This is a genomic window from Fischerella muscicola PCC 7414, assembly GCF_000317205.1.
In the GTDB taxonomy this organism is placed as follows: Bacteria; Cyanobacteriota; Cyanobacteriia; order Cyanobacteriales; family Nostocaceae; genus Fischerella; species Fischerella muscicola.
Genome location: NZ_AJLK01000024.1, coordinates 1 through 22,054, shown reverse-complemented (window position 1 = coordinate 22,054; position 22,054 = coordinate 1). Strand labels below are relative to the sequence as shown.

Genomic DNA, 22,054 nt, shown 5'->3' with positions numbered 1-22,054 from the left:
CATCTCCCCACTGCCCCTTATCCCCATAGGGGGCCCCACCTTCCCCACCTCCTACTTCCCCTACTCCCCACACTCCCGTATGTATTTAAAAACCCTCCACCTCCGACACTTTCGCAACTATCAAGAGCAGCAGGTTGAGTTTACTGCTCCCAAAACGATTTTGGTGGGCAATAATGCTCAGGGAAAATCTAATTTGTTGGAGGCGGTGGAGTTATTAGCTACATTGCGATCGCATCGTACTTTTCGCGATCGCGATTTAGTGCAAGAAGCAGAAGAACTTGCTCAAATTAGTGCTTCTCTCAAACGAGAGACTGGCATTAGCACTCTCAACTTAATTCTGCGTCGTAATGGTCGCCGTACGGTTAACCTCAACGGTGAAAATCTCCGGCGACAAATGGACTTTCTCGGTATCCTTAATGCCGTACAATTTTCTAGCTTGGACTTAGAACTGGTACGTGGCGGGCCAGAAGGTCGGCGTCACTGGCTAGATACTTTATTGATTCAACTAGAACCAATATACGCCCATATATTACAACAATATCACCAAGTATTACGTCAGCGTAACGCCTTTTTGAAACGCAATATCGAGACAAGTCAAGGCGCACCTGTGCAAACTGAAGAATTAGCTATATGGGATGTACAGCTAGCGACAGCAGGTACACGGGTGATTAGACGTCGGGAAAGAGCTATACAGCGACTCGCTCCCATAGCCAAAAAGTGGCACGCTAGCATTAGTGGCAGTAAAGAAATTTTGCAAATCAAATACTCGCCTAACGTTCCTTTAGAGCAAAATCACTCAGAAAAGGTGCAGCAAGCCTTTCTAGAAAAGCTTCAGCAAAGAACTATCGCGGAATTGCACCAAGGCACTACTCTCGTTGGACCGCATCGGGACGAAATAGAATTAACAATTAATCAAACACCAGCTCGTCAATACGGTTCCCAAGGTCAGCAAAGAACCCTCGTACTAGCTTTAAAATTAGCTGAATTGCAACTAATTGAAGAGGTTGTAGGAGAACCACCACTGCTACTTCTTGATGATGTTTTAGCGGAACTAGATCCTTCTCGTCAAAATCAATTACTTGATACAATTCAAGACCGTTTTCAGACAATAATTACTACTACTCATTTAGGTGCTTTTGATTCCCAATGGTTGAATTCTTCTCAAATTCTGTACGTTAAAACTGGCAAAATATCCATAGAAAAAGTAGGAGTTGGCAGACAAAAACTAGAAGGAATTTTTCAGGAATAAAATCATAATCTCACTTCATGCCTCAACCCATATCGCCACATTTAGATATGACGAATGTGGAGGACTTGAATCAAGTTCTCTGTTGTCCACCATTATTGACTAGTCAACAAGCTAACTGGAACAACATTTTTCTCGCTCACTATCAACATCCTGGTTCGGAAACTTGTGAACACACGATGCAACAGTTGACGCTAGAAATTATGGATATCAACTCGTGGACGCATCATGAACGCCGTATGGGTGGGAATCATTTGTCATATCGCCTGGGTGGTGGTGAAATTTGTCTTTGTCCAGCTCACACCAGTCATTGGACACGGTGGGAAGAAACAATATCTTTTACGATACTGACGTTTAAATTCTCATTTTTGGAAACAATTGTTGATGAGATATTAGATAGTAAACAAATTGAATTTGTGCAAAAATGGAAAATTTTTGACCCAGTAATTCAAAGCGTAGTCAATGCTCTCCAAGCTGATTTAGAAGCTGGGTGTCCAGCAGGAAGATTATACGGTGAGTCTTTTGGTACGGCTCTAGCAGTACATTTAATTAAAAACTTCTCAGTATCAAAACATTATTTTCCGGAATATTATGATGGATTACCAAAATATAAAGTTAAGCAAATTATAGATTACATCGAAGCAAATTTAAGTGAAGATATCAAACTAGCAGACTTAGCAAATATAGCCGGAATTAGTTGTTATTACTTTTGTCGCCTGTTCAAACAGTCGTTACACATGACGCCGCACCAGTTTGTAATTTATAGGCGAGTAGAACTTGCAAAGCAGTTGCTTAAAAAATTGGATTTAAGTATTGCAGATATCGCGCTGATCTGTGGTTTTGCTCATCAAAGTCATCTCAGCCGTCATTTTCGGCGCTGGGTTGGTTTGTCTCCTCAGGAGTTTCGGAATTAATAGCAAAAATATGCTCCCAATAGCAAGAATGTGAACGACTATACACTTTTGGTTTGAGTAATGTTGAGGTTGTTTGATATGTAATACTCAACACCAAAACTTATGTACAATACCCTAAGTGTAGAAGTAAAAGGCGATCGCTACTATTTACAAGATTCAGGTTCAGGTAAAGAATGTGTACTATTACTGCACGGTTGGCCTGATGATGGTAATTTATGGCGAAATCAAGTTTCTGCTTTGGTGAATGCAGGCTACCACGTCAGAGAAGATGCGATCGCTTATTCTTGAACTAATTACAACTTTTCTGGATCAATCCCCTTTTCTCGTAATCTCGCCAACAATTCTTGATAACGCTGTTGTTCTTGTTCAAGTTGCTGTAGTGCTGCTTCTTTCTGTTGGCGTTCCTGTTCAGCACGTTGGCGTTCCTGTTCGGCACGTTGGCGTTCCTTTTCCCGGACTTGGTCTAATTCTACGGGTGTGAGAAATCTTTGTCCATCGGGACGATAAATTTCTAAAGTTTCAGGTGTCAGTACAAACCGCACTCCCAATCGGGGACTCACCCAACCATTCATCTCTTCAATAATTTCTAAGTCATCTCCAGAACGTAACAAACCAGTTAATTCCAAAGTGTCTGGATTGTAAATATAATATTCTTCAACACCATAACGTTGATAAAACAGAAGCTTATTTGTCATCTCTTTGGTTGTATTGCTGGGTGAGAGAATTTCAAACACTACTTGGGGAGCAATATTATTTTCTTTCCACTGTAAATAAGAACCTCTATCTGCTTTTGGTCTACCAAAAACGACCATGATATCAGGTGCTTGGCAAAGTTTGTTATTTCCCTCTACTGGATACCACAGCAAGTCTCCAGCAATAAATACATCACTTTGTGATGCAAATAAAATTTCTAAATTTTCTTTAATCGTGACAATCCAACGAAATTGTTTTGTATTATCGGCCATTGGCTTCCCGTCGCTCTCCGGGTAGACTAGCTCTGGTGCTGTGTCGGGCGTGAGTTGTTGTACCATGATCTACCAAGCCTCCAATTAGGAGCGATCGCTACTCCTATCTCCAGTTTAAGAACGCCGCACGTTCAAGCAACACCATTCTTTGCGTTTCCACAGAGTAGCCACCACCCAACCATTTTTTTCTAAAGTATCAGCAACGGCTTTCGATTGCTCGACTAAGATACCACTGAAGATAGCCCAAGTACTGGGTTTGGCGATCGCACTCATTTGGGGAACCAGTTCGATGATTACATCAGCGAGGATGTTGCATACTATACCATCTACTGGTGCAGTGATCAGTTTTGCTGCAACGTCTACACTACCTTGGGTCACAACCAAGCGTTCTGCATCAATGCCATTGAGTAAGAGATTTTCTTGGGTTGATTGCACTGCTAAAGGGTCAGTATCTACCGCATAGACTTGTTTTGCTCCTAGTAGTAGTGCCCCGATTGAAAGGATACCAGAACCACAACCAATATCTGCAATTACCGCACCTCCCTGTTCTCCTGTTGGGGGGGATGATAGGGAGTCACTTAGTCGCATTTCTAAGGATTCCAAACACAATTGAGTTGTGGCATGGTTCCCTGTACCAAAAGCCATACCAGGATCGAGGCGGATAATTAAGCGATCGCTATTTTCTGGTGTTGGATACCAAGCGGGATTAATCAAAAAGCGATCGCCTATTTCCTGTGGTAGCCAGTATTGTTTCCAACTACTTGCCCAATCTTGTTCGTCAATTAACTGCCAATCTATTGTCGGGGGAGCAATTTCCATACACAACGCGTCTTGGCGTAACCACAGCGATAGCGCGGCTAAATCCAATAGCTGTGCTTGAAATACCGGCAAATAACCCCTCACCAGACTTTGATTTCCTTTTTTTTCACTTGCTGTACCACGACAGCCAAAACTTCCCAGTCGCCAAAAGATGCTATCTTCTAGTTCTGGTTCACAAATAATTTGTAATTCCCACCAAGTGTTAGCCATAGATTTATTGGGGAGATGGGGGGATGGGGGTTCCCACTTTGTGGGGTTGGGGGGCGATGGATGGGGAGTGTGAGGGGTGTGAGGAGTGTGAGGAGTAGAGATGTCCTCCTTGTCCTCCTTGTCCTCCGTGTCCTCCTTGTCTCCCTTGTCCCTCTTACCCGAACCCTGATCCCCGATCGCTATTTCCTGATTAAAGTGTTACTGTATACGCATCCCGAATTCCAGGTACTTTGGTGATCTCGGTCAAAATGCCATCGGGTAAGGGATCATCAAGACTAAGAACCATCACCGCATCACCGCGAACGATTTTACGCCCTACCTGCATACTGGCAATATTGACATTAAAGCTACCTAGTAGGGAACCAAGTTTACCAATGATTCCTGGCATATCTCGGTGTACGGTGAACAGCATATGATGGCTGGGAGGGACGTTGATGGGGAAACCATCTAAGTTGGTGAGGCGGATTTCTCCGTCACCTAACAAAGCACCTGTAACGGCATGAGTACCCAAAGAACCGGTAGCCTCTAAATGTATTGAACCAGCATAGTCTTTGATTGCTGCATCCCGGGTTTCAATGACGCGGATTCCCCGTTCTTTGGCTTCGATGCTGGCATTAACGTAATTTACCCGTTCTCGCAGTGCTTGGAAAAGTAGTCCTTTGAGGGATGCTACTACCAACGGCTGACTTTTATTAGTGGCTAGTTCGCCTTGCAATCTGACGTTGAGTAACTCTACTCTACCGCCAGCTAATTGTCCGACGAGATTACCCAAGGTTTCGGCTAACTGCATGTAGGGTTTGAGTTCTTCTAAGACATCTGGTCCCAATCCCGGAATATTCACCGCCGATCGCGCTGGTAAACCCAACAGTACATCCCGAATTTGTTCCGCAACATCAATAGCCACATTCACTTGCGCCTCTGTTGTGGAAGCACCTAAGTGGGGAGTGAGGATGACTTCTTTACCTAAAGACCTTAAACTAGATTCTCCTAGTGGTTCAGACTCAAAGACATCAAGGGCAGCACCAGCAATTTGACCCTCTTTAATGGCAGTTGCCAGAGCTTCTTCATCAATGATCCCACCACGAGCGCAATTGATAATTCTGGTAGTGGGTTTCATTTTTGCCAACATATTGGCATTAATTAAATGAGTGGTTTCTGGAGTTTTGGGGATGTGTAGGGTAATGTAGTCTGCTTGCTGCACCAATAAATCCATATCCACTAGTTGACAGCCAAGCTGTTCCGCTCGTTCTGTGGAAATAAACGGATCATAAGCCAGCAATTTCATTCCCATTGCTTTGGCAACAGTAGCAACATGGGAACCAATTTTACCCAAACCGACAATGCCAATAGTTTTTTTGTAGACTTCAGCACCAACAAAGGTTTTGCGATCCCATTCGCCGCGTTTTACAGAAGCGTTGGCATCAGGAATATGACGAGACAAAGACAACATCATTGCCAATGCGTGTTCAGCAGCAGCGATGGTGTTTCCTTCTGGAGAGTTAACAACTACAATCCCCTGACGAGTGGCGGCGGCTACATCGACATTATCTACACCTACACCAGCGCGTCCAATAATTTTGAGCTGCGTCCCAGCTTCGATGATTTCTTTGGTGACGCGCGTTCCAGAACGAATCATCAGGGCATCATATTCACCAATGATTTTAACTAATTCTTCTGGTTTTAAACCTGTTTTGACATCAACAGTGGCTACTTGGGATAAAATGTCAATCCCAGCTTGGTCAATTGGATCGGAGACGAGAACCTTAGACATGATGGTTGGTTTTTAAGCTAGAGGTAATGCGATCGCTGGAATATTAAGTTTAATGTTTATGTGTACCAGTTGAGCAAGGAATATAAACAACGTTCGATTTAGCTAGACTGCTATACCTCTTGTTCAGCTTCTCCACTTAGCTGCTTGGGAGTTCAGAGTAAACTTTACCTTTTCCTGAATTACCAACTGTGGAAGCATAATAATTGTAAATAATTAGTCGAACTTGATATAAGACCCTCTCGCTAAATATAAAGCATCAATGGTGCAAACACCTATATGTTTATTAAATATTCCAAAAGTAGAAGCGTGATCTTCCTGAGAAGGTATAAAAAATTATTTCTCTTTTAATTAGAACTTACGCACAGATCGAATTTTTCCTTTTGTTCTCTACCCTTTCCCTTATTTCAATCAGCAATCATGGCAAATATATCTTTATTAAGTAATTTTACGGTCTTAACTATTACTTTGTTTGTGAATTTTTACTAGTAGTTAATTTGCATTGATCTATGAGAGGCAAAAGAAGGAACCACAGAGGACACAAAGAACACAAAGAAAGATGTTTAATCGATTTGTCCAAGTTGTTTCACTTCGCCAAGTTGATGTGACAGAGTACTAGCTTGAAAAAATACTATTACTTAAGTAGTTGAATATTAAAGTTTTAAAAAATACGTAATTTTTACATACCTATTTTACTGAGATCGACAGCAGCATAGAAACGTAGCTGTCAAATCTATCAACTCAAAATCCTTCTACGGCAGGGATTTGAAATTTGCTGCTGCCAATTTTTTTATTAACCTATATAAATGAAGAGTTATGCCAGCAGATTTTGCAGGTAACAATTTAAATAATTCTAGGAATTTAAATGTCAATTATATCAATCAAACCTTTACAGATTGGGTAGGAAAGCGGGATAAAAACGATTACTACAGTTTCAATGTGAGTAGTCGTAGTAGCTTGAATCTAGTTGTTGATAGTCTATCAGCCGATGCTAATTTACAATTGCTAAATAGTAGTGGTGCTGTAATTGCGGGTTCTTACAATCGTAAAAAGAAGGCAGAGACAATCAGCACAACTTTAGATGCAGGCACTTACTATGTCAGAGTTTACCGAGTCAATAAGAAAAAGAGTACTTACTACAATTTAAAAGTTTCTGGCAACGAAGCACCACAATCATTACAATTAACCACCAGTAAAACCAGCTATCAACAAGGTGAAACAGTTAGCCTTACAAACACTACCATCTTTGATGGTAATGGTGCAGCTGACTTAGCACGGGTAGATTTTTGGTTGCAAAAAGACGGTAGTGAATGGCAAGATATCGCCGATGCAGTGAATTTCATTGCCAACAGTAACGATAACCGCTACGCCAGTTTTGAATACAGTTTATCTGGTGTTGGTGCTGGCAACTATTTATTATCTGCAAAAGCCTACGATAAATCTGGTGCTAGTACGGAAAGTATCCAAACCAGTTTTAGTATTGTACCTGTTCCCACTCAAGACTGGTTTGACCTTAACATTCAAGATGCAGGTATACGTGAGGCTGCAAGGTGGCAGTTTACAGATCATATCCTCGATCGCAACGATATGATTGCTATCCTCCGGGAAGTAAAAGACAGCAGTGTAGTTGATGGTACTGAATTAACAGACTTGCGTACATTAGTCAATAATTCCTCTTTCTTAGGAATGCCAGAGTATGTACGTGTTTTATCTAATAAAGTTGTTAATTATGACCTAGCCAATCAGAATTATCAAGGTAAGACGCTAGGTAACTTGTATGCAGGTAGCAGTGATATTCAAATCGAGAACTTAATTAGCAAGTGGTTTTTAGGTAGCGATCGCCCCACCACTTCTTATAATTATCAATACGCTAATGGTTCTCTGTTTCAAAATGGTATTACTTATCAAGATATTAAACAAGGTAGTATTAATGACTGCTTTTTCCTCACTGGTTTAGCAGCAACTGCTTTCCGTTCATCTAGCATGATTGAGAATATGTTTATCGATAACGGTGATCAAACTTTCACCGTGCGTTTTTACAACAATGGCATTGCTGATTATGTGACGGTAGATAGATATTTACCCACCAATCAAGAAGGATATTTTGTTTACGCTAGCAAAGACAATTACTACGGAAACTCTGCCAATGAATTATGGGTAGTGTTAGCTGAGAAAGCCTACGCTCAACTAAACGAATCTGGATGGATTTATCAAGATAATACCAATTCTTATAATGGCATTGGTAATGGTGGTTATGTCAGTGATGCCCTCGCAAACATCACACGATTAAACACTTCTCTCGCCAATCTTCTCAATTATAACTCAATCGTAAATGCTTTCAACTCTGGGCAAATGATTGGTTTGACTACAAAATCAACAGTGGTAGATGCAAATATTATTGTCGCCCATGCTTACGCATTAGTAGGTTACAATTCTGCTACCCAAATGTTTACACTGTTTAATCCTTGGGGTGTCGAAAATGGCACTTCTAAACCAGGTATTATTGAGCTTTCCTGGAATCAAATTGAGGGAAATTTTAGTTATTGGGATGCGACAATTAATAATATTGTGTGATTTTTTGATGTAAATCACAGTCTTGGTACAAACATCATATTTTATAAGTCGAACACCGATACACACCGATAAACACCGATGGAATTATCCGTGTGCATCTGTGTTCATCCGTGTTCGATACTTATCAACCCCTCAACTTAGCCACAATCTTTTGTAAAAGTCGAACACCGATACACACCGATAAACACCGATGAAATTATCCGTGTGCATCTGTGTTCGTTTCATTAAAAATACTTGGACTATTATATCTATTGTTCTAACTTTGAAATGAACAAAAACTCAAGCGATCGCGACAAAATTTGAGTCATTCAATATACACTTTTTGAGTTTATGTTTGCATCTCTTGAATTAATGCATGAAAACAAAATTATTTGTAAACTAATTAGCATTTTACATCATATTTATATAGTAATTATTGGCAAAGAGGGAGATAATTCAATGCTTTAAACCTTTTCCCAAGGAGAAAATACTTATGCCCATTAAAAGTCATAATCAGAATTTATTTGATGATAAAGGGCTAAATATTACTCCTAAATATTCAGTAGATAATTTTAGTTCTCCAAATCAACACTACTTTTACAGTGGTCGTAGTAGCTTTCACACAACAGGAAATACTCTAGAACCAGATGTTAGTGAACTGGGACGAAATAATCGCAAATCAAAAAATTCTGTATCATCTCAAGCTACCAAAGCAGATTTAGTTGTACAAAATGCATTTGCTCCTAGTGTGGCTGCTGCCGGCAGTACTATTCAAATTTCTTATCAGGTGAAAAATAAAGGTAAAAATAGTGCTGGATTTAACTACACAGATTTTTATCTTTCTAAAGACAAAAATATTAGTAGTGATGACTCTCTTTTAGGTTGGAACTGGCTTGGTAGTCTTGGGGCTGGTAGTTCAACCTCTCAATCTCAAAATGTGACTATAGATAGCAATCTTGCTGCTGGAAATTACTACATATTATACAGAGCGGATGCTTTGGATAATGTCCTAGAAATTAGTAATACAAATAATGTTTTGGCGCGGGAAATTACGATTACCAACACAGCAAGTGGAGGATACAATCCTAACTCTGGCTATGGCTTAATTAACGCTTCCGCAGCAGTGGCTAAAGCGATCAATCAAAAACCCTTTGCTGATGTTCCTGACTTGGGTGGAAATAACTGGGGGGCTGATTTAGTAAAAGCACCAGAAACTTGGGCGAAGGGATACACTGGTCAAGGTGTGGTTGTGGCTGTTTTAGATACTGGGGTAGACTATAACCACCAAGACTTAAGTTCTAATATCTGGACGAACAGCAAGGAAATTGCTGGTAACGGCAAAGATGATGACGGCAACGGCTATATTGATGATTATTATGGTTGGAATTTTGACGGCAACAACAATAGTACTTTAGATGTTAATGGTCATGGTACTCACGTCTCTGGTACTATTGCAGGAGTGAACAATGGTTATGGTGTCACTGGTATTGCCTATAATTCCAAAATTATGCCAGTGAAAGTTTTAGATGATCAAGGCTCAGGTTCCTATAGTGCGATCGCTAATGGTATTTATTACGCAGTAGATAATGGCGCTGATGTGATTAACTTGAGTTTAGGCGGCGGGCGTTCTAACGATACACTTCAAAAAGCGATTGAATATGCCAGCAGCAAAGGTGTTATTGTTGTCATGGCAGCTGGTAATGATGGTAGTTCACAACCAGCCTATCCTGCCCGTTATGCGAAAAACTACGGCCTTGCTGTCGGTGCAGTAGATCAAAATAAAAATCTTGCAGACTTTTCCAACCGTGCTGGAGCAGATCAACTTACTTACGTCACAGCTCCCGGAGTCAATGTCTATTCTACACTGCCAGGTAATGAATATGCATCCTATAGCGGTACATCAATGGCGACTCCCCACGTCGCGGGTGTAGTTGCTTTGATGCTTAGCGCCAACCCTAATCTGAGTGATGCTCAAATACGTCAAATTCTCGCAGAAACATCAGGAAATAGCACAACGCAAACTGCAAACTCTAGCGGGAATACTACCAGCTTGAGTTATGACAGTAATGTAGCTGCTATTTCTAGTTTTGATAATGTTACTTCACCTTGGATTCGCAGCTATACAAATAAAGATACTGTTACTTCTGTTAGTAATCCTAGTTCCACAGAAGAGAATCACAATAATATCTTGGCAAACTCATCTGCATGGACGCAATTTTGGCACGACTACAAAAACAGTGTAATTGGTGATAGTGGCACTAGCACAAGTAATTATAATGATTTGGAAACAGAAAGCATAATTGAAAAACGTAAAGTTTTAAGCTAATCGTCTAACGTCCCACCAATTTATCCCGCAGATGCTTAATGCGATCGCGTAACTTTGCCGCTTCTTCAAATTCTAATTTCTTCGCCGCTTCTTTCATCTGTGCTTCCAGTTGAATAATTAATTCTGGAATATTTTCTAACGGTAACTCATCTATATGTTGATCGACTGTTTCTAATTCTTGAGCATTTAACCTTCTTGATACTTCTAAAAAAGACAAAATCGCGTTACTCGATTTCTTCATTATCGGCTGCGGTGTAATTCCGTGCATCTTGTTATATGCCATTTGAATACCACGACGGCGTTCGGTTTCATCAATGGCTTTAATCATGCTATCGGTGAGATTATCTGCATACATAATCGCTTGTCCCCGGACATGACGCGCTGCTCTTCCGATAGTTTGAATTAAGGAACGTTCTGCACGTAAAAAACCTTCTTTGTCTGCATCTAAAATTGCTACCAGAGAAACTTCTGGTAAGTCTAAACCTTCACGTAATAAGTTGACACCAACCAACACATCAAAGTTAGCATCGCGCAAGTTTTGGATAATTTCTATTCTTTCAATCGAGTTAATTTCTGAATGTAAATACCTGACTCGAATACTATTTTCTTGCAGATAATCTGTTAAATCTTCCGCCATTCTTTTAGTTAATGTGGTGATTAAGACTCGTTCGTGGCGGTCTACTCTATCTTTAATTTCACCTAGTAAATCATCAATTTGTCCTTCTGTAGGACGCACAATAATTTCTGGATCAAGGACGCCTGTTGGTCGAATGATTTGCTCTGCTATGTGTCCGTCGGAAACTTCTAATTCCCATTGTCCTGGAGTCGCAGAAACAAAAATACACTGGTTAACTTTTGACCAAAATTCTTCGGCTTTTAAAGGTCGGTTATCAGCCGCACTCGGTAAGCGAAAACCATGCTCAATCAAGACTTTTTTGCGAGCTTGATCACCGTTATACATACCCCGAATTTGTGGTACGGTAACGTGAGATTCATCAATTACTAACAGCCAATCTTTCGGGAAATAATCAATTAAACATTCCGGGGGTTCTCCGGCTTGTCTTCCTGCTAGGTGGCGAGAATAGTTTTCCACGCCGTTGCAGTAACCAACTTCGCGCAGCATTTCTAAGTCGTAACGGGTACGCTGATCTATTCTTTGCGCTTCGAGTAATTTTCCGGCTGATTCTAATTCTGCTTTGCGTTGTTTTAATTCTTGAGCGATCGCATCACATGCTTCTTCTAATCTTTCTTCTGGTGTCACAAAGTGACGCGCCGGATAAAGATTCACTGCTTGTAAACTTTGGAGAATTTCACCCGTCACCGGATCGACGTAACGAATGGCGTCAATTTCATCACCAAAGAACTCAATGCGAATAATCCGATCTTCGTAGGCTGGGCCAATTTCGAGGACATCACCCCGGACACGAAAACGTCCCCGACCAATTTCTGTATCATTCCGGCTGTATTGTACTGATGCCAAATCTCGCAAAATCTGCCTTTGATTTACTTCCATTCCAACTTGGAAAGGAATGGCAGCTTTGAGGTATTCTGAGGGAATTCCCAAACCGTAAATACAACTGATGGATGCAACAACGATGACATCACGACGTTCAAACAGCGATCGCGTGGCTGAGTGTCGCAACATGTCTATCTCATCGTTGATAGAGGCTGTTTTTTCAATATAGGTATCGGTAACAGGAATGTAGGCTTCTGGTTGATAATAATCGTAGTAACTAACAAAGTACTCAACAGCGTTGTTAGGAAAGAATTCTCGTAACTCATTACAAAGCTGTGCTGCGAGGGTTTTGTTGTGCGCCAGTACCAGAGTCGGTTTACCCACTTTCTCGATCACTGAGGCGATTGTAAATGTCTTCCCGGTTCCGGTAGCTCCCAGTAATGTCTGATAACGATTGTCAGCTTGAATGCTACTAACTAACTGTGCGATCGCTTGTGGCTGATCGCCTGTTGGACTGAAGGGTGCTTGAAGACAAAATTTTGTCATGTAGTTTTGCTCTAAATACCCTAGATACCTATCTCATAGTAGCGAATAGAGACCGGGGATTGGGGATTGAGGTGACAAGGAGGACGACTTGGGGACAAGAAATTTTGGATTTTAGATTGAAATCCAAAATCTAAAATTCTTTCTGATTCCCAATCCCTGATTTTCGCTCCCCAACTTGTTGATTTTTACTTATGTGTAGATTTTAAACAACCCTATAGATATACAATATTTTTTAAAGTTAAACTTTAATTTATAGGAAAAACTTCACTTCTGTTGAATTTTTGTAAAAAATACTTAACAATCTAGAGGTATGAGCATATGGCCGTTAGCAGTAATGGTAAGGCAGTAAGTCCTCGCCAGCGTGCCAAATCAAAGGGGGAAAATACAGTGGAAGTCGAAAATAACAAAGCGCAAAGCTCAAACACAGATCAAGATAGTAATCTTGTAACTCAGGCAGATTCTTCCGGAAAATTAGAAGTAACTGATACACTTGCTATTTCTGGAGTACGTCCGATTGCAGCTAGCGATTTGCAAGTAGCAGAAACAGTTTCAATTGCCGGTGTACGTCCTATTAGCACCAGTAGCTTACAAATTGTAGAAACAATGAACGTTATGGGTGTGCGTCCTATTGCCGCAAACACAATCCATGTAGTTGATACCATGAATTTATCTGGAATTCGCCCTATCGCCTCCAGTTCTTTGGTAATTTCTGAAACCTACTCTGTGATGGGTAATCGTCCAGTAGCATCAAATGTTATTGATGATTCCGAATTTTTGATGGGTTATCTTGATTAGTGAAAACAATTATATATATATAATTACTAACCCGCTTTTCTAGAAAAGGCGGGTTTTTTATGAAATGTTTGAATTTTTTGGTTGATTATTGCTAGTTATTTGTTGATATTATAACTAATAATTTAGTTCTCTCTCTTTGAGTATAGAAACTAATATACCTGCGGAAAGAAGGCTAAGGTAAAAAGTATCAGCTAATTTATAAACATCAAAGCTAAACAAATCAATAACAGCTTTGAAACTAATAGTTATATAAAACCAGGAGAAAAAAATGAGTTTAGAAGATAGAGCAAAAGCTACAGCTAAAAATGTAGAAGGTAAAGCTCAAGAAGCATTGGGAAATGTTACTGGCGATCCAGAAGATAAAGCAGAAGGAAAAGCCAAGCAAGCAGAAAGTGAAGTACGTCACTCTGTAGAAGACGTCAAAGATAATATCAAGAAAAACCTGGACTAATCGTCTAGACTAGGTTTTGAGTCTGCCAATAAATAAATTTCGTAGCTAAAAGCTCAAGTAAGTTAAAGTCTACTGAATATAAATTTCAATCAGTTTTAACAGACTTTGGCTATGAGCTTTGAAGTTTAGTTCAAGGCATACTCAGTGAGGAAATGTAAGACTGAGTTGACTAATCGTCAAATTTACAGCGGTAGAAGCAAATAGACAGGGTGCATTCTCTTTTATAAAAGAGCGATTAGCTAAACTAGAGCAGCTTGTAAAAAAGGTGCTAATTGAGATAATAAGTCCGCTTCAGCGGACTTATTATTGATAGCCAAAAGTATGAATTACAAGCTGTTAATAAACATAAATAAAACATATTGTTAGTTATCTAACAGTATTTATTGAGGAGGAAACAAAAATGGGTCTGCTACAGCAGAGTCGTAAAGTTGTGACGGCTGTTGTTTTAATTTTAGTTTTAACTATTACCACTGCTTGTGGTGGTAATGTTGCCCAAGTTGACCGTACCACAAACCCACCAGCAATTGGTCGAGATGTCGCCTACGCACAATTAGAGCGAGGAAACACCGCAGCTGGACAAACTTTTGGTGATTGGGTTGTGCAAACATCTCGGGGATTAGTCACAGATGCTTATGTTCGTGATAACAATAAGTTAGGTGTCGTTATTTCTCCACAAGTTCGTCCTAACGAAGTGCGAGCCTTGACAAGATCTCTAGTCGAAGGTTTTCGGAAAAATTTCCCTAATCAAGATTTAACGGTTTTGGTGTACGCACCTGACAAGCAGCTGATTTTGACAGCTCGATACGACGTCCAAAGCAATCAAGTTCAGTACAGTTAGGGATTGTTGTTTGTTGTTTGTTGTTTGTTGTTTGGTGTCGTAACAACCAACAATCAACCACCAACTACTAACAAGGATAAGAAAAGGAGATTGAAACAGTGAGTAGCAGTGAAGAGTATAAGCGCCAAATTATGAGAGATTTGGCTCAGGGTGATGTAGAATCTCTTGATGATGCTCCGAGCGGTGATTTATCACAAGAGTTTCACAGCTTTGATGATTTTGCTCAGCGTACAACGCCTTCGCAGCGTCGCCAAATGTTTGAACGCTCTTTTAATGCAAGCAGCATTCCTCCTAGCCAAATGGAGCCAGAGTTACAAAAGGCGATCGCTAATATTAGACCCAACGAAAGAGACGATGTTGCACGCGCCTTTTTCAAACACCTGAAGCAAAGAGGATTGGATGAGCGTCACCTTGAGCAACAATTAGGTCTTTCTACTCATAATCCCAACCGCATGAGTGCGGATGATGTTAGCAGACTCGCCTCTTTTGCCTATCACAACCATCCCGACATTTTCCGGGAAGTATTAGCAGAACAGCCAGCTATTATCAAGTTCCTCAGTAACCCTGTTGTAGGAGCCATTGTCGGACTTGCTGCTGCTAAGTGGTTGGGTGGTCGTAACAAGTAGATTTTGAGTGTCAATAATATAAACGTGAAACGAGGGTGTGTGTGATCACCCTCTTTTTTTGCTTGCTCAAGTCGCATTGCAAAAGTTTATTTCCAAAAAAACGAACACAGATAAACACCGATAAACACCGATAAAATTCTATGTTCATCTGTGTCCATCTGTGTTCCATGACTGTTGGTATTCAGAATTACCTTTATTTTTGCAAGAGATTTCTTGTCTCGTTGGTGGCTAAATGTAATCAAACTTCTAGTCAAACACTATTAGCAGTGTCTTTTTGCTTCTTCTGGCGACGCAAAACGATACCCATGCCACCAGCCGCAAGGGAACCAAGGATAGTTATTGGTTCAGGGACTGGTTTGTCAGGCTTGATTTCACGTCCAATTTTTTGAGTAACAGCATTGCCAAAGTCTGAAAAATCATTCGCAGCAATTAAGAAAGAGTCAGAACCACCGATGACATTATTTTTGTAATAGTCATCAAGATCTGGATCATTGGTCACAATTGGTAGACCATTGATGATAATCCCTGCTTGAACTGCCCTGTCTCGTGCTGCTCTTAAACCATCATCTGAGGTAACATTCTCAACGCCATCACCTGATACATCAATGACTTGTCTAGTACCATCGTAATCATTGGTGTTGAGAAGAACTGTTTATTCTGGTTTTGTAGTCTTCATGTTCAGGATGAGCTTTCTGGATTTAAAAGGTAAATTTCGTAACAATGCTTACATATAGTAGTACAGAGCTTGGATTAGCTACATTTCTACTTAAATTGGCATCATCTCCTAATTGCTTGCGATCGCATACTCCATTGACAGCAATTATTTTCGCTTTATAAAAAATTTATCTAGCTGTCTAGGCAAGTTAAATTGCTGAGAACCTTGTTAACTCTCACATCCAAAAGAAAATCACAAGTTTAAACTGTAAAGTTTTTGTAAACTTTAGTTATGAGGTTTTATTTATACTATATGATTAGTATCGCTTATTACTTAAGGTCTTGGAAAAATTAACAAGCTAAGGCAATCTGTAGGATTGGCATTATATATTATATTATATTAATTCCTTCTGTATAGGACGCGACAAGGGGTTAACCTCTGTCGCTGTAATTTTTGAATCGCAGTAGTTAAAGGGTACTTAGGAATCTCACTCCAGGGGAAGTCTACCATTAATTTTTGTCATGTTGTGGGAGTGAGTTTAATGATAGGGTTTCAATTCACAAAAAGGCGAGGCAAAGCTAATTCAGACATAACACTGAGCAAATTTCAGGCAACAAAAAAGTTACTGAAGACTGCAATCATAGCTGTTTCTGTTGGTATTGCAGCTGCGATCGTTGATACAAAACAAGCTCAGGCTGTTACTATTACCTTTGACGATTTACCTGGATCTCAAAATCCAATTGCTAACGGCTATGCTGGATTGAATTGGGAAAACTTTTATTACCTCAATACAACCTCTTTTACTCCTTCTGGCTATGTTAATGGAACAGTATCACCAGAAAACGTAGCCTACAATGGCTTTGAAAAAACTGTTGCTATAAGTACGGTTAATGATATTTTCGATTTTAATAGTACTTATTTAACATCTGCTTGGAATGATAATTTGACTGTGTTAATAGAAGGTTTTATAGGAGGAGAATCAGGGCAAAAGAAATATTCACAGACTGTTATTTTAAATACCCAAGCTTCTACACTATTTACATTTGATTTTTTGGGAATAGATTATTTAAGGTTTACATCTTCTGGTGGTAATAATGCTGGCTACAACGGGAAAGGTACGCATTTTGTAATGGATAACTTTACTTTCAATAAAAAAACTAAACCTGTTCCTGAACCTATAACCATATTTGGTTCATTAACGGCAGGTGGAATGATGTTGACCTTACATCGAAAATACAAGCAACAAAAAAATATAAAACAATAAGTCGTTTTTTGAAGTTGTTTGGTTCCACCTAAAAATATTGACTGAATATTTGCCAACAAAAATCCAAGTTTTACAAAAGTTCTCGGAAAGCTGCCACTAAAATTAGATAATGAAAACTAATAAACTGGCTACAGTTATACGACTGGCTAATCCTCAATTCTGGCTATTAACAATAGGTTCAGGTTTAATTGCAATTCATCTCACCCTGGTTTGGAAAGCAGAAAATACCAACCTGTTAGGCACTAGTTTTTTGTCGTGGGCAGCTGTATCTTTTATTGTTTGGGAAAAACGAGACAATCTAAATCTCGAAAGTGGCGTTTTATCTAGTTTTTTGGGTTTAGCCTTAATCTGGATAGCACTAATACGAAGTGCATCTTTGAGCAGTTTTGGAGGTTTTTTGTATGCTTTACCCTTTATTTTTGGCTTAGGTCTTGCTTTAATAGCTTCTGGCTTTCAAGGACTAAAGCAATACATAGGAGAGTTAATAACGCTGCTTTTTCTCAGTATACCCAAGCTATTACCAGAATGGGTGATTTATAAGATTACGTTACTGACTGCCAAATCATCAGCTTTTATACTTTGGTACATCGGTTTTGATGTAACTCTTGCCGGAATCAATATTTATTTACCAAACGGTAGTGTAGAAGTACTTCATGGTTGTTCTGGTATAGACTTAATTTCTCAAATGTTAGGTTTAGCAGTACTTTTTCTGCTAATGTTTCCTCAAGCTTGGCAGTACAAAATATTGGTTCCAATTGTCGCTGCTACGGTGGGATTTATTATGAATTCTGGACGAGTGGCGCTGATGACTGTCCTTGTAGCAAAAGATAATATTAATGCTTTTGATTACTGGCATAGTGGAAATGGTTCTCTTTTATTTTCAATAATTTCTGTGCTAATTTTTGGTTTATTCTGTTGGATTATAATTGGACACGATGAATCTAAAGATGCAAAATTCTAAGTTGTCGTAATTAAGCTATGACAAATTGGAAAAAAATCCGTATCTTATTGTTAATTTTAAGTTTTATTAATGTGTTATTGGTATTGGGACAAGTTGCAATACAGCCCAAACGAGACAAAAACACAGTAGATAATTTTGTTTTTCCAGAAGTTGTACCTTTACCCCATAAACCTTAAAGTTTTATCTGTAGAAATTGTTGTTGTGATTTTTTGTAATAAATTATGACTAAATCGAAAGTTGAAAAATCTGCTTCCCACCAATTTGTCTTAACACAGGAAAGTTCATTAACTATCGTGCGATCGCTAGGCTATGGTCTATTAATATTATCTGTGTTTGATTGGATAGCAATTTTTATTCCATCCAACTTTTTCAACCCTGCTTGGGAATTACAAACTATAGGAGCAATTGTTGAACGTGTACCCGTGCCTTTAATTGGATTAGCACTAATTTTTTATGGTGAATTGCATTCGCGCAGTAGATGGGAATTTCCCCTTTTGAAATTATTGTCTTGGCTGACTATATTGTTTACAGCGTTGTTTATATTAATGATACCTTTAGGAATTGTTAATACGATTCGGATTAATAAAGAAAATGTCGCGCAAATCAATAATATATCTACACAGCAAATTTCTCGCGCCGAACAGTTACAAAAGCAACTCAGCCAAGCAACTCCTGAACAATTAGATGATCTTTTAAAAAGCCGGGGTGGTTCCCTATATGGTAAAAAACCAGAAGAAATAAAGGATCAACTTTTGTCTCAAGTTTCTAAAGCAAAAGCACAAATCAAGGATCAAGCAGAAGCGACTCAATCTTTGCGCGGTTTAAGTTTAATCAAGACCTCTACAAAATGGATTCTTGGCGCTTTAGTATCTGCGTTTCTATTTTTTGGTTTTTGGAAAGGAACAGATTGGGCAAGATTTTAACAATGTTAGTGGTTGGTGGTTGGTAGTTGGTGGGATAAGTATTGTTCAATAAATAAAAAAGGCGATCAAAAAGCGATCGCCTTTTTTTTATTAGTTTGTAGTCAGCACCAAGACTATCAAGATTTCATGACTTAGACTTGTGCTAGTTCTGGTGTAGGACGCTTACTGTTACGAACAGCTGCGATCGCCTCGCCATAATCCTTAGCATTAAACACAGCCGAACCAGCTACAATTGCATTAGCTCCGGCTTCTAAAACCTGCCAAGTATTATTAGCCTTCAGCCCGCCATCTACTTCAATCCAAGGGTCAAGACCACGTTCATCACACATCTGACGCAGCTTACGGATTTTGGGAACTACTGCTGGAATAAAGCTTTGACCGCCAAAACCAGGGTTGACACTCATAATCAACACTAAATCGCAAACTTCTAGCACATACTCAATCAAATCCAAAGGCGTAGATGGGTTGAGTACAACACCAGCTTGCTTGCCAAGTTCTTTAATTTGGCACAAAGTACGGTGTAAGTGTGGCGATGCATTATGTTCGCAATGTACAGAGATAATGTCTGCACCAGCTTTGGCAAAATCTGCAACATATTTTTCTGGTTCCACAATCATCAAGTGGACATCCAGTGGTTTTTTTGTAACCGGACGAATCGCCTCCACTACCAGAGGACCTATCGTAATATTAGGTACAAAGCGACCATCCATTACATCAACATGAATCCAATCTGCCCCCGCCTCATCTACGGCGCGTACTTCCTCTCCCAGGCGACTAAAATCGGCTGATAGGATAGATGGAGCAATTACAATCGGCTTGTTAGATAGCGTTTTGGTCATGGCTAGTGGATATTTAAGCGTCCTTTTCTGTAAATATTGTAACAAAACTTGAGCAAAGGCTCACGAGTTTGCTATGGGCTTTATTGGGGATAAGGGACAGGGGAAAGGGGATAAGGAGAATTCTTAACCACTAACTACTATTGTACAGACGCGATGTTCCTCGCGTCTGTACCCACCAACAACCAACCATCAACAACCAACAACCAACGACAAATGAGTATGGTAAAAAAAATTAGCTGGATAATTTGGGGCTTAAGTGTTTCCTGTTTGAGTGTGCCAGTGTTAGCTTTGGAAAATACCATTAGTACTAACGGCATTGATGCTCTTAAGTTACATAAGCTTCCGTATAATCTCATAGGTCGGAAGATTGCCATTGGTCAGGTGGAAATTGGACGTCCTGGTAAGTTTGGTGTAGACAAAGCGGTTTCTAAAAATCGCTCTGTAAATATAGCAGGTGTCTTTTTACGCAATAGTCCTGCTAAGTCAAATAGTGGTGTTGATCCTCACGCCTACAATGTTGCTGGTGTGATGATTAGTACAGATAAAGCCTTTCCAGGAGTAGCTCCAGGAGCGCGGCTGTATTCATCTGCTGTGGGTTCCACTAAAATGGGTCAGCCAGAAGAATGCTTGTCTGCACAGCACATCGCCTTACAGAACGGTGGTGATGTTCGCGCCATTAACTTTAGCTTTGGTGAACCTCTAAACCGCGATCCGCGACCGGATGCTGTTTTGGATGGTAACGCCTTACTAACCCAATGTATTGACTGGTCGACTCGCGCTCACAACGTTTTGTATGTGATTGCTGGCAACCAGGGTAAAGGAGGAATTCCCATCCCTACCGATAATTTTAATGGAGTTAACGTGGCTTTTTCCTCTCGTCGGGGAGGAATTTTTAATAAAGTAGATGTTTCTAATTTAGTAGCTACATCTGAGGCAATGACTCAGCGTCTATCTGGCAAGGAAATTAATCTTGGCCCACGTGGAACGATTGGTATAGTTGCTCCTGGTAGTAATATTCCCATGCTTAATCCTGATGGCAAAATCAACAAAGTCACAGGCACAAGTTTTGCAGCACCCCACGTCACAGCTACAGTTGCTCTATTACAAGAATTTGGTGACAGACAATTACGGGAAAAACAACCTAATTGGAGTGTTGCTTCTCGCCAACATGAAGTCATGAAAGCTGTCTTATTAAACTCAGCCGAAAAAATTCAAGACATGGGCGATGGTTTGCGGCTAGGAATGACTAGAACACTTATAAATAAACAGAATCAAGACTGGCTAGCCTCTGAAACCTATAAAAATCCCAAAAAACCTTTAGATCCTCAAATGGGAACAGGTCATCTCAATGCTTACCGGGCTTACGAACAATTTAGTGCAGGTCAATGGCAACCATCACAATCTGTACCTGCAATTGGTTGGAATTATAATACTATCAATGCTGGTTCATCTGTGGAATATGTTTTAGCTAAACCACTACAGCAGAACAGTTTTGTCTCCATAACCTTGGCTTGGGACAGGTTAGTAGAACTCAACGATAAAAATAAAAATGGTCAATTTGATGCAGGGGAAGATTTTCGTGATCGCGGTTTAAACAACCTTGATATCTATCTAGTTAAAGCCGATGACAAAAGTCCAGATACAGGAACTGTTTGCGCCTCCATTAGCGAAGTCGATAGTGTAGAACACATTTTTTGTCCTGTCCCTACCACTGGTAAATATAAAATCCGTGTCCAGTTTCAGAACCAATTCAACGAACCTACTCAACCTTATGCCTTGGCTTGGTGGACTTTGGGAAAAAGGGAATAGGGATCGGGGATCGGGAAGTAGGGACAAGGGAGATAAGGGAGACAAACCAGACAAGGAGGATAAGGAGGACAAGGGAAACACGGATAAAGA

The 22,054-nt window shown here is 39.9% G+C and carries 20 protein-coding genes; 14 read left to right on the top strand and 6 right to left on the bottom strand.

The features are described from left to right. Nucleotides 1-79: 79 nt before the first annotated feature. The 3 genes from recF (at nt 80) to UYI_RS0103260 (ending at nt 2,448) form a co-directional block, all read left to right on the top strand. Nucleotides 80-1,249 carry a DNA replication/repair protein RecF gene (gene recF / locus UYI_RS0103270; RefSeq protein ID WP_016865248.1) on the top strand — a complete coding sequence of 390 codons (1,170 nt, stop codon included), beginning with the start codon at nt 80-82 and terminating at the stop codon, nt 1,247-1,249. Between the two features lie 17 nt (nt 1,250-1,266). After that, nucleotides 1,267-2,160, top strand: a complete 894-nt coding sequence (locus UYI_RS0103265) for a helix-turn-helix transcriptional regulator (RefSeq protein ID WP_016865247.1) — start codon at nt 1,267-1,269, stop codon at nt 2,158-2,160. Nucleotides 2,161-2,262: 102 nt separating this feature from the next. Continuing rightward, nucleotides 2,263-2,448 carry an alpha/beta fold hydrolase gene (locus UYI_RS0103260; RefSeq protein ID WP_016865246.1) on the top strand — a complete coding sequence of 62 codons (186 nt, stop codon included), beginning with the start codon at nt 2,263-2,265 and terminating at the stop codon, nt 2,446-2,448. Nucleotides 2,449-2,453: 5 nt separating this feature from the next. Here UYI_RS0103260 and UYI_RS0103255 read toward each other — a convergent pair whose 3' ends face one another. The 3 genes from UYI_RS0103255 to serA form a co-directional block, all read right to left on the bottom strand. Further along, on the bottom strand, nt 2,454-3,191 hold the full coding sequence (locus tag UYI_RS0103255) for a Uma2 family endonuclease (RefSeq protein ID WP_016865245.1): 738 nt from the start codon (nt 3,189-3,191) through the stop codon (nt 2,454-2,456). A gap of 48 nt (nt 3,192-3,239) precedes the next feature. Further along, complete coding sequence (gene prmA, locus UYI_RS0103250; RefSeq protein ID WP_016865244.1) at nt 3,240-4,154, bottom strand: 50S ribosomal protein L11 methyltransferase; 915 nt, start codon at nt 4,152-4,154, stop codon at nt 3,240-3,242. Between the two features lie 190 nt (nt 4,155-4,344). Then, the gene (gene serA / locus UYI_RS0103245) at nt 4,345-5,925 is read right to left on the bottom strand and encodes a phosphoglycerate dehydrogenase (RefSeq protein WP_016865243.1); all 1,581 of its coding nucleotides are present in this window, start codon (nt 5,923-5,925) and stop codon (nt 4,345-4,347) included. Nucleotides 5,926-6,738: 813 nt separating this feature from the next. Between serA and UYI_RS0103240 the strand changes: the two genes are divergently transcribed. After that, the gene (locus UYI_RS0103240) at nt 6,739-8,496 is read left to right on the top strand and encodes a C2 family cysteine protease (RefSeq protein ID WP_016865242.1); all 1,758 of its coding nucleotides are present in this window, start codon (nt 6,739-6,741) and stop codon (nt 8,494-8,496) included. Between the two features lie 472 nt (nt 8,497-8,968). Further along, nucleotides 8,969-10,801, top strand: a complete 1,833-nt coding sequence (locus UYI_RS0103235; protein WP_016865241.1) for a S8 family serine peptidase — start codon at nt 8,969-8,971, stop codon at nt 10,799-10,801. A 4-nt stretch (nt 10,802-10,805) separates the two neighbouring features. Here the strand turns inward: UYI_RS0103235 and uvrB are convergent, their stop codons facing one another. After that, on the bottom strand, nt 10,806-12,803 hold the full coding sequence (gene uvrB / locus UYI_RS0103230; RefSeq protein WP_016865240.1) for an excinuclease ABC subunit UvrB: 1,998 nt from the start codon (nt 12,801-12,803) through the stop codon (nt 10,806-10,808). Nucleotides 12,804-13,121: 318 nt separating this feature from the next. On the opposite strand from uvrB, the gene UYI_RS0103225 reads away from it, so the two are divergent. From UYI_RS0103225 to UYI_RS0103210, 4 genes are all read left to right on the top strand, one after another. After that, nucleotides 13,122-13,598 carry a hypothetical protein gene (locus tag UYI_RS0103225; RefSeq protein ID WP_016865239.1) on the top strand — a complete coding sequence of 159 codons (477 nt, stop codon included), beginning with the start codon at nt 13,122-13,124 and terminating at the stop codon, nt 13,596-13,598. Between the two features lie 268 nt (nt 13,599-13,866). Next, nucleotides 13,867-14,049, top strand: coding sequence for a CsbD family protein (locus UYI_RS0103220; protein WP_016865238.1), 183 nt, complete (start codon nt 13,867-13,869; stop codon nt 14,047-14,049). Between the two features lie 400 nt (nt 14,050-14,449). Beyond that, the gene (locus tag UYI_RS0103215; RefSeq protein WP_016865237.1) at nt 14,450-14,887 is read left to right on the top strand and encodes a hypothetical protein; all 438 of its coding nucleotides are present in this window, start codon (nt 14,450-14,452) and stop codon (nt 14,885-14,887) included. Between the two features lie 98 nt (nt 14,888-14,985). Further along, nucleotides 14,986-15,513 (top strand): hypothetical protein, encoded by a 528-nt coding sequence (locus tag UYI_RS0103210; RefSeq protein ID WP_016865236.1) that lies wholly within the window; start codon nt 14,986-14,988, stop codon nt 15,511-15,513. 250 nt (nt 15,514-15,763) lie between these two features. Here UYI_RS0103210 and UYI_RS38635 read toward each other — a convergent pair whose 3' ends face one another. Next, on the bottom strand, nt 15,764-16,120 hold the full coding sequence (locus UYI_RS38635; protein WP_081589192.1) for a PEP-CTERM sorting domain-containing protein: 357 nt from the start codon (nt 16,118-16,120) through the stop codon (nt 15,764-15,766). Between the two features lie 589 nt (nt 16,121-16,709). On the opposite strand from UYI_RS38635, the gene UYI_RS0103200 reads away from it, so the two are divergent. The 4 genes from UYI_RS0103200 (at nt 16,710) to hpsJ-A (ending at nt 19,316) form a co-directional block, all read left to right on the top strand. After that, nucleotides 16,710-17,432, top strand: a complete 723-nt coding sequence (locus tag UYI_RS0103200) for a PEP-CTERM sorting domain-containing protein (protein ID WP_016865234.1) — start codon at nt 16,710-16,712, stop codon at nt 17,430-17,432. A gap of 109 nt (nt 17,433-17,541) precedes the next feature. Next, on the top strand, nt 17,542-18,393 hold the full coding sequence (gene crtA, locus UYI_RS0103195) for a cyanoexosortase A (RefSeq protein ID WP_016865233.1): 852 nt from the start codon (nt 17,542-17,544) through the stop codon (nt 18,391-18,393). 17 nt (nt 18,394-18,410) lie between these two features. Continuing rightward, complete coding sequence (locus UYI_RS37500) at nt 18,411-18,569, top strand: hypothetical protein (RefSeq protein WP_016865232.1); 159 nt, start codon at nt 18,411-18,413, stop codon at nt 18,567-18,569. Nucleotides 18,570-18,614: 45 nt separating this feature from the next. Then, nucleotides 18,615-19,316, top strand: coding sequence for an HpsJ-like protein, cyanoexosortase A-associated (gene hpsJ-A, locus UYI_RS0103185; RefSeq protein WP_016865231.1), 702 nt, complete (start codon nt 18,615-18,617; stop codon nt 19,314-19,316). Nucleotides 19,317-19,447: 131 nt separating this feature from the next. Here the strand turns inward: hpsJ-A and rpe are convergent, their stop codons facing one another. After that, nucleotides 19,448-20,155: a ribulose-phosphate 3-epimerase gene (rpe, locus tag UYI_RS0103175; protein ID WP_016865229.1), complete on the bottom strand. Its 708-nt coding sequence runs from the start codon at nt 20,153-20,155 to the stop codon at nt 19,448-19,450. 219 nt (nt 20,156-20,374) lie between these two features. Here rpe and UYI_RS0103170 point away from each other — a divergent pair, with 219 nt between their 5' ends. Further along, nucleotides 20,375-21,964, top strand: coding sequence for a S8 family serine peptidase (locus UYI_RS0103170; RefSeq protein ID WP_026085710.1), 1,590 nt, complete (start codon nt 20,375-20,377; stop codon nt 21,962-21,964). Nucleotides 21,965-22,054 lie beyond the last annotated feature (90 nt).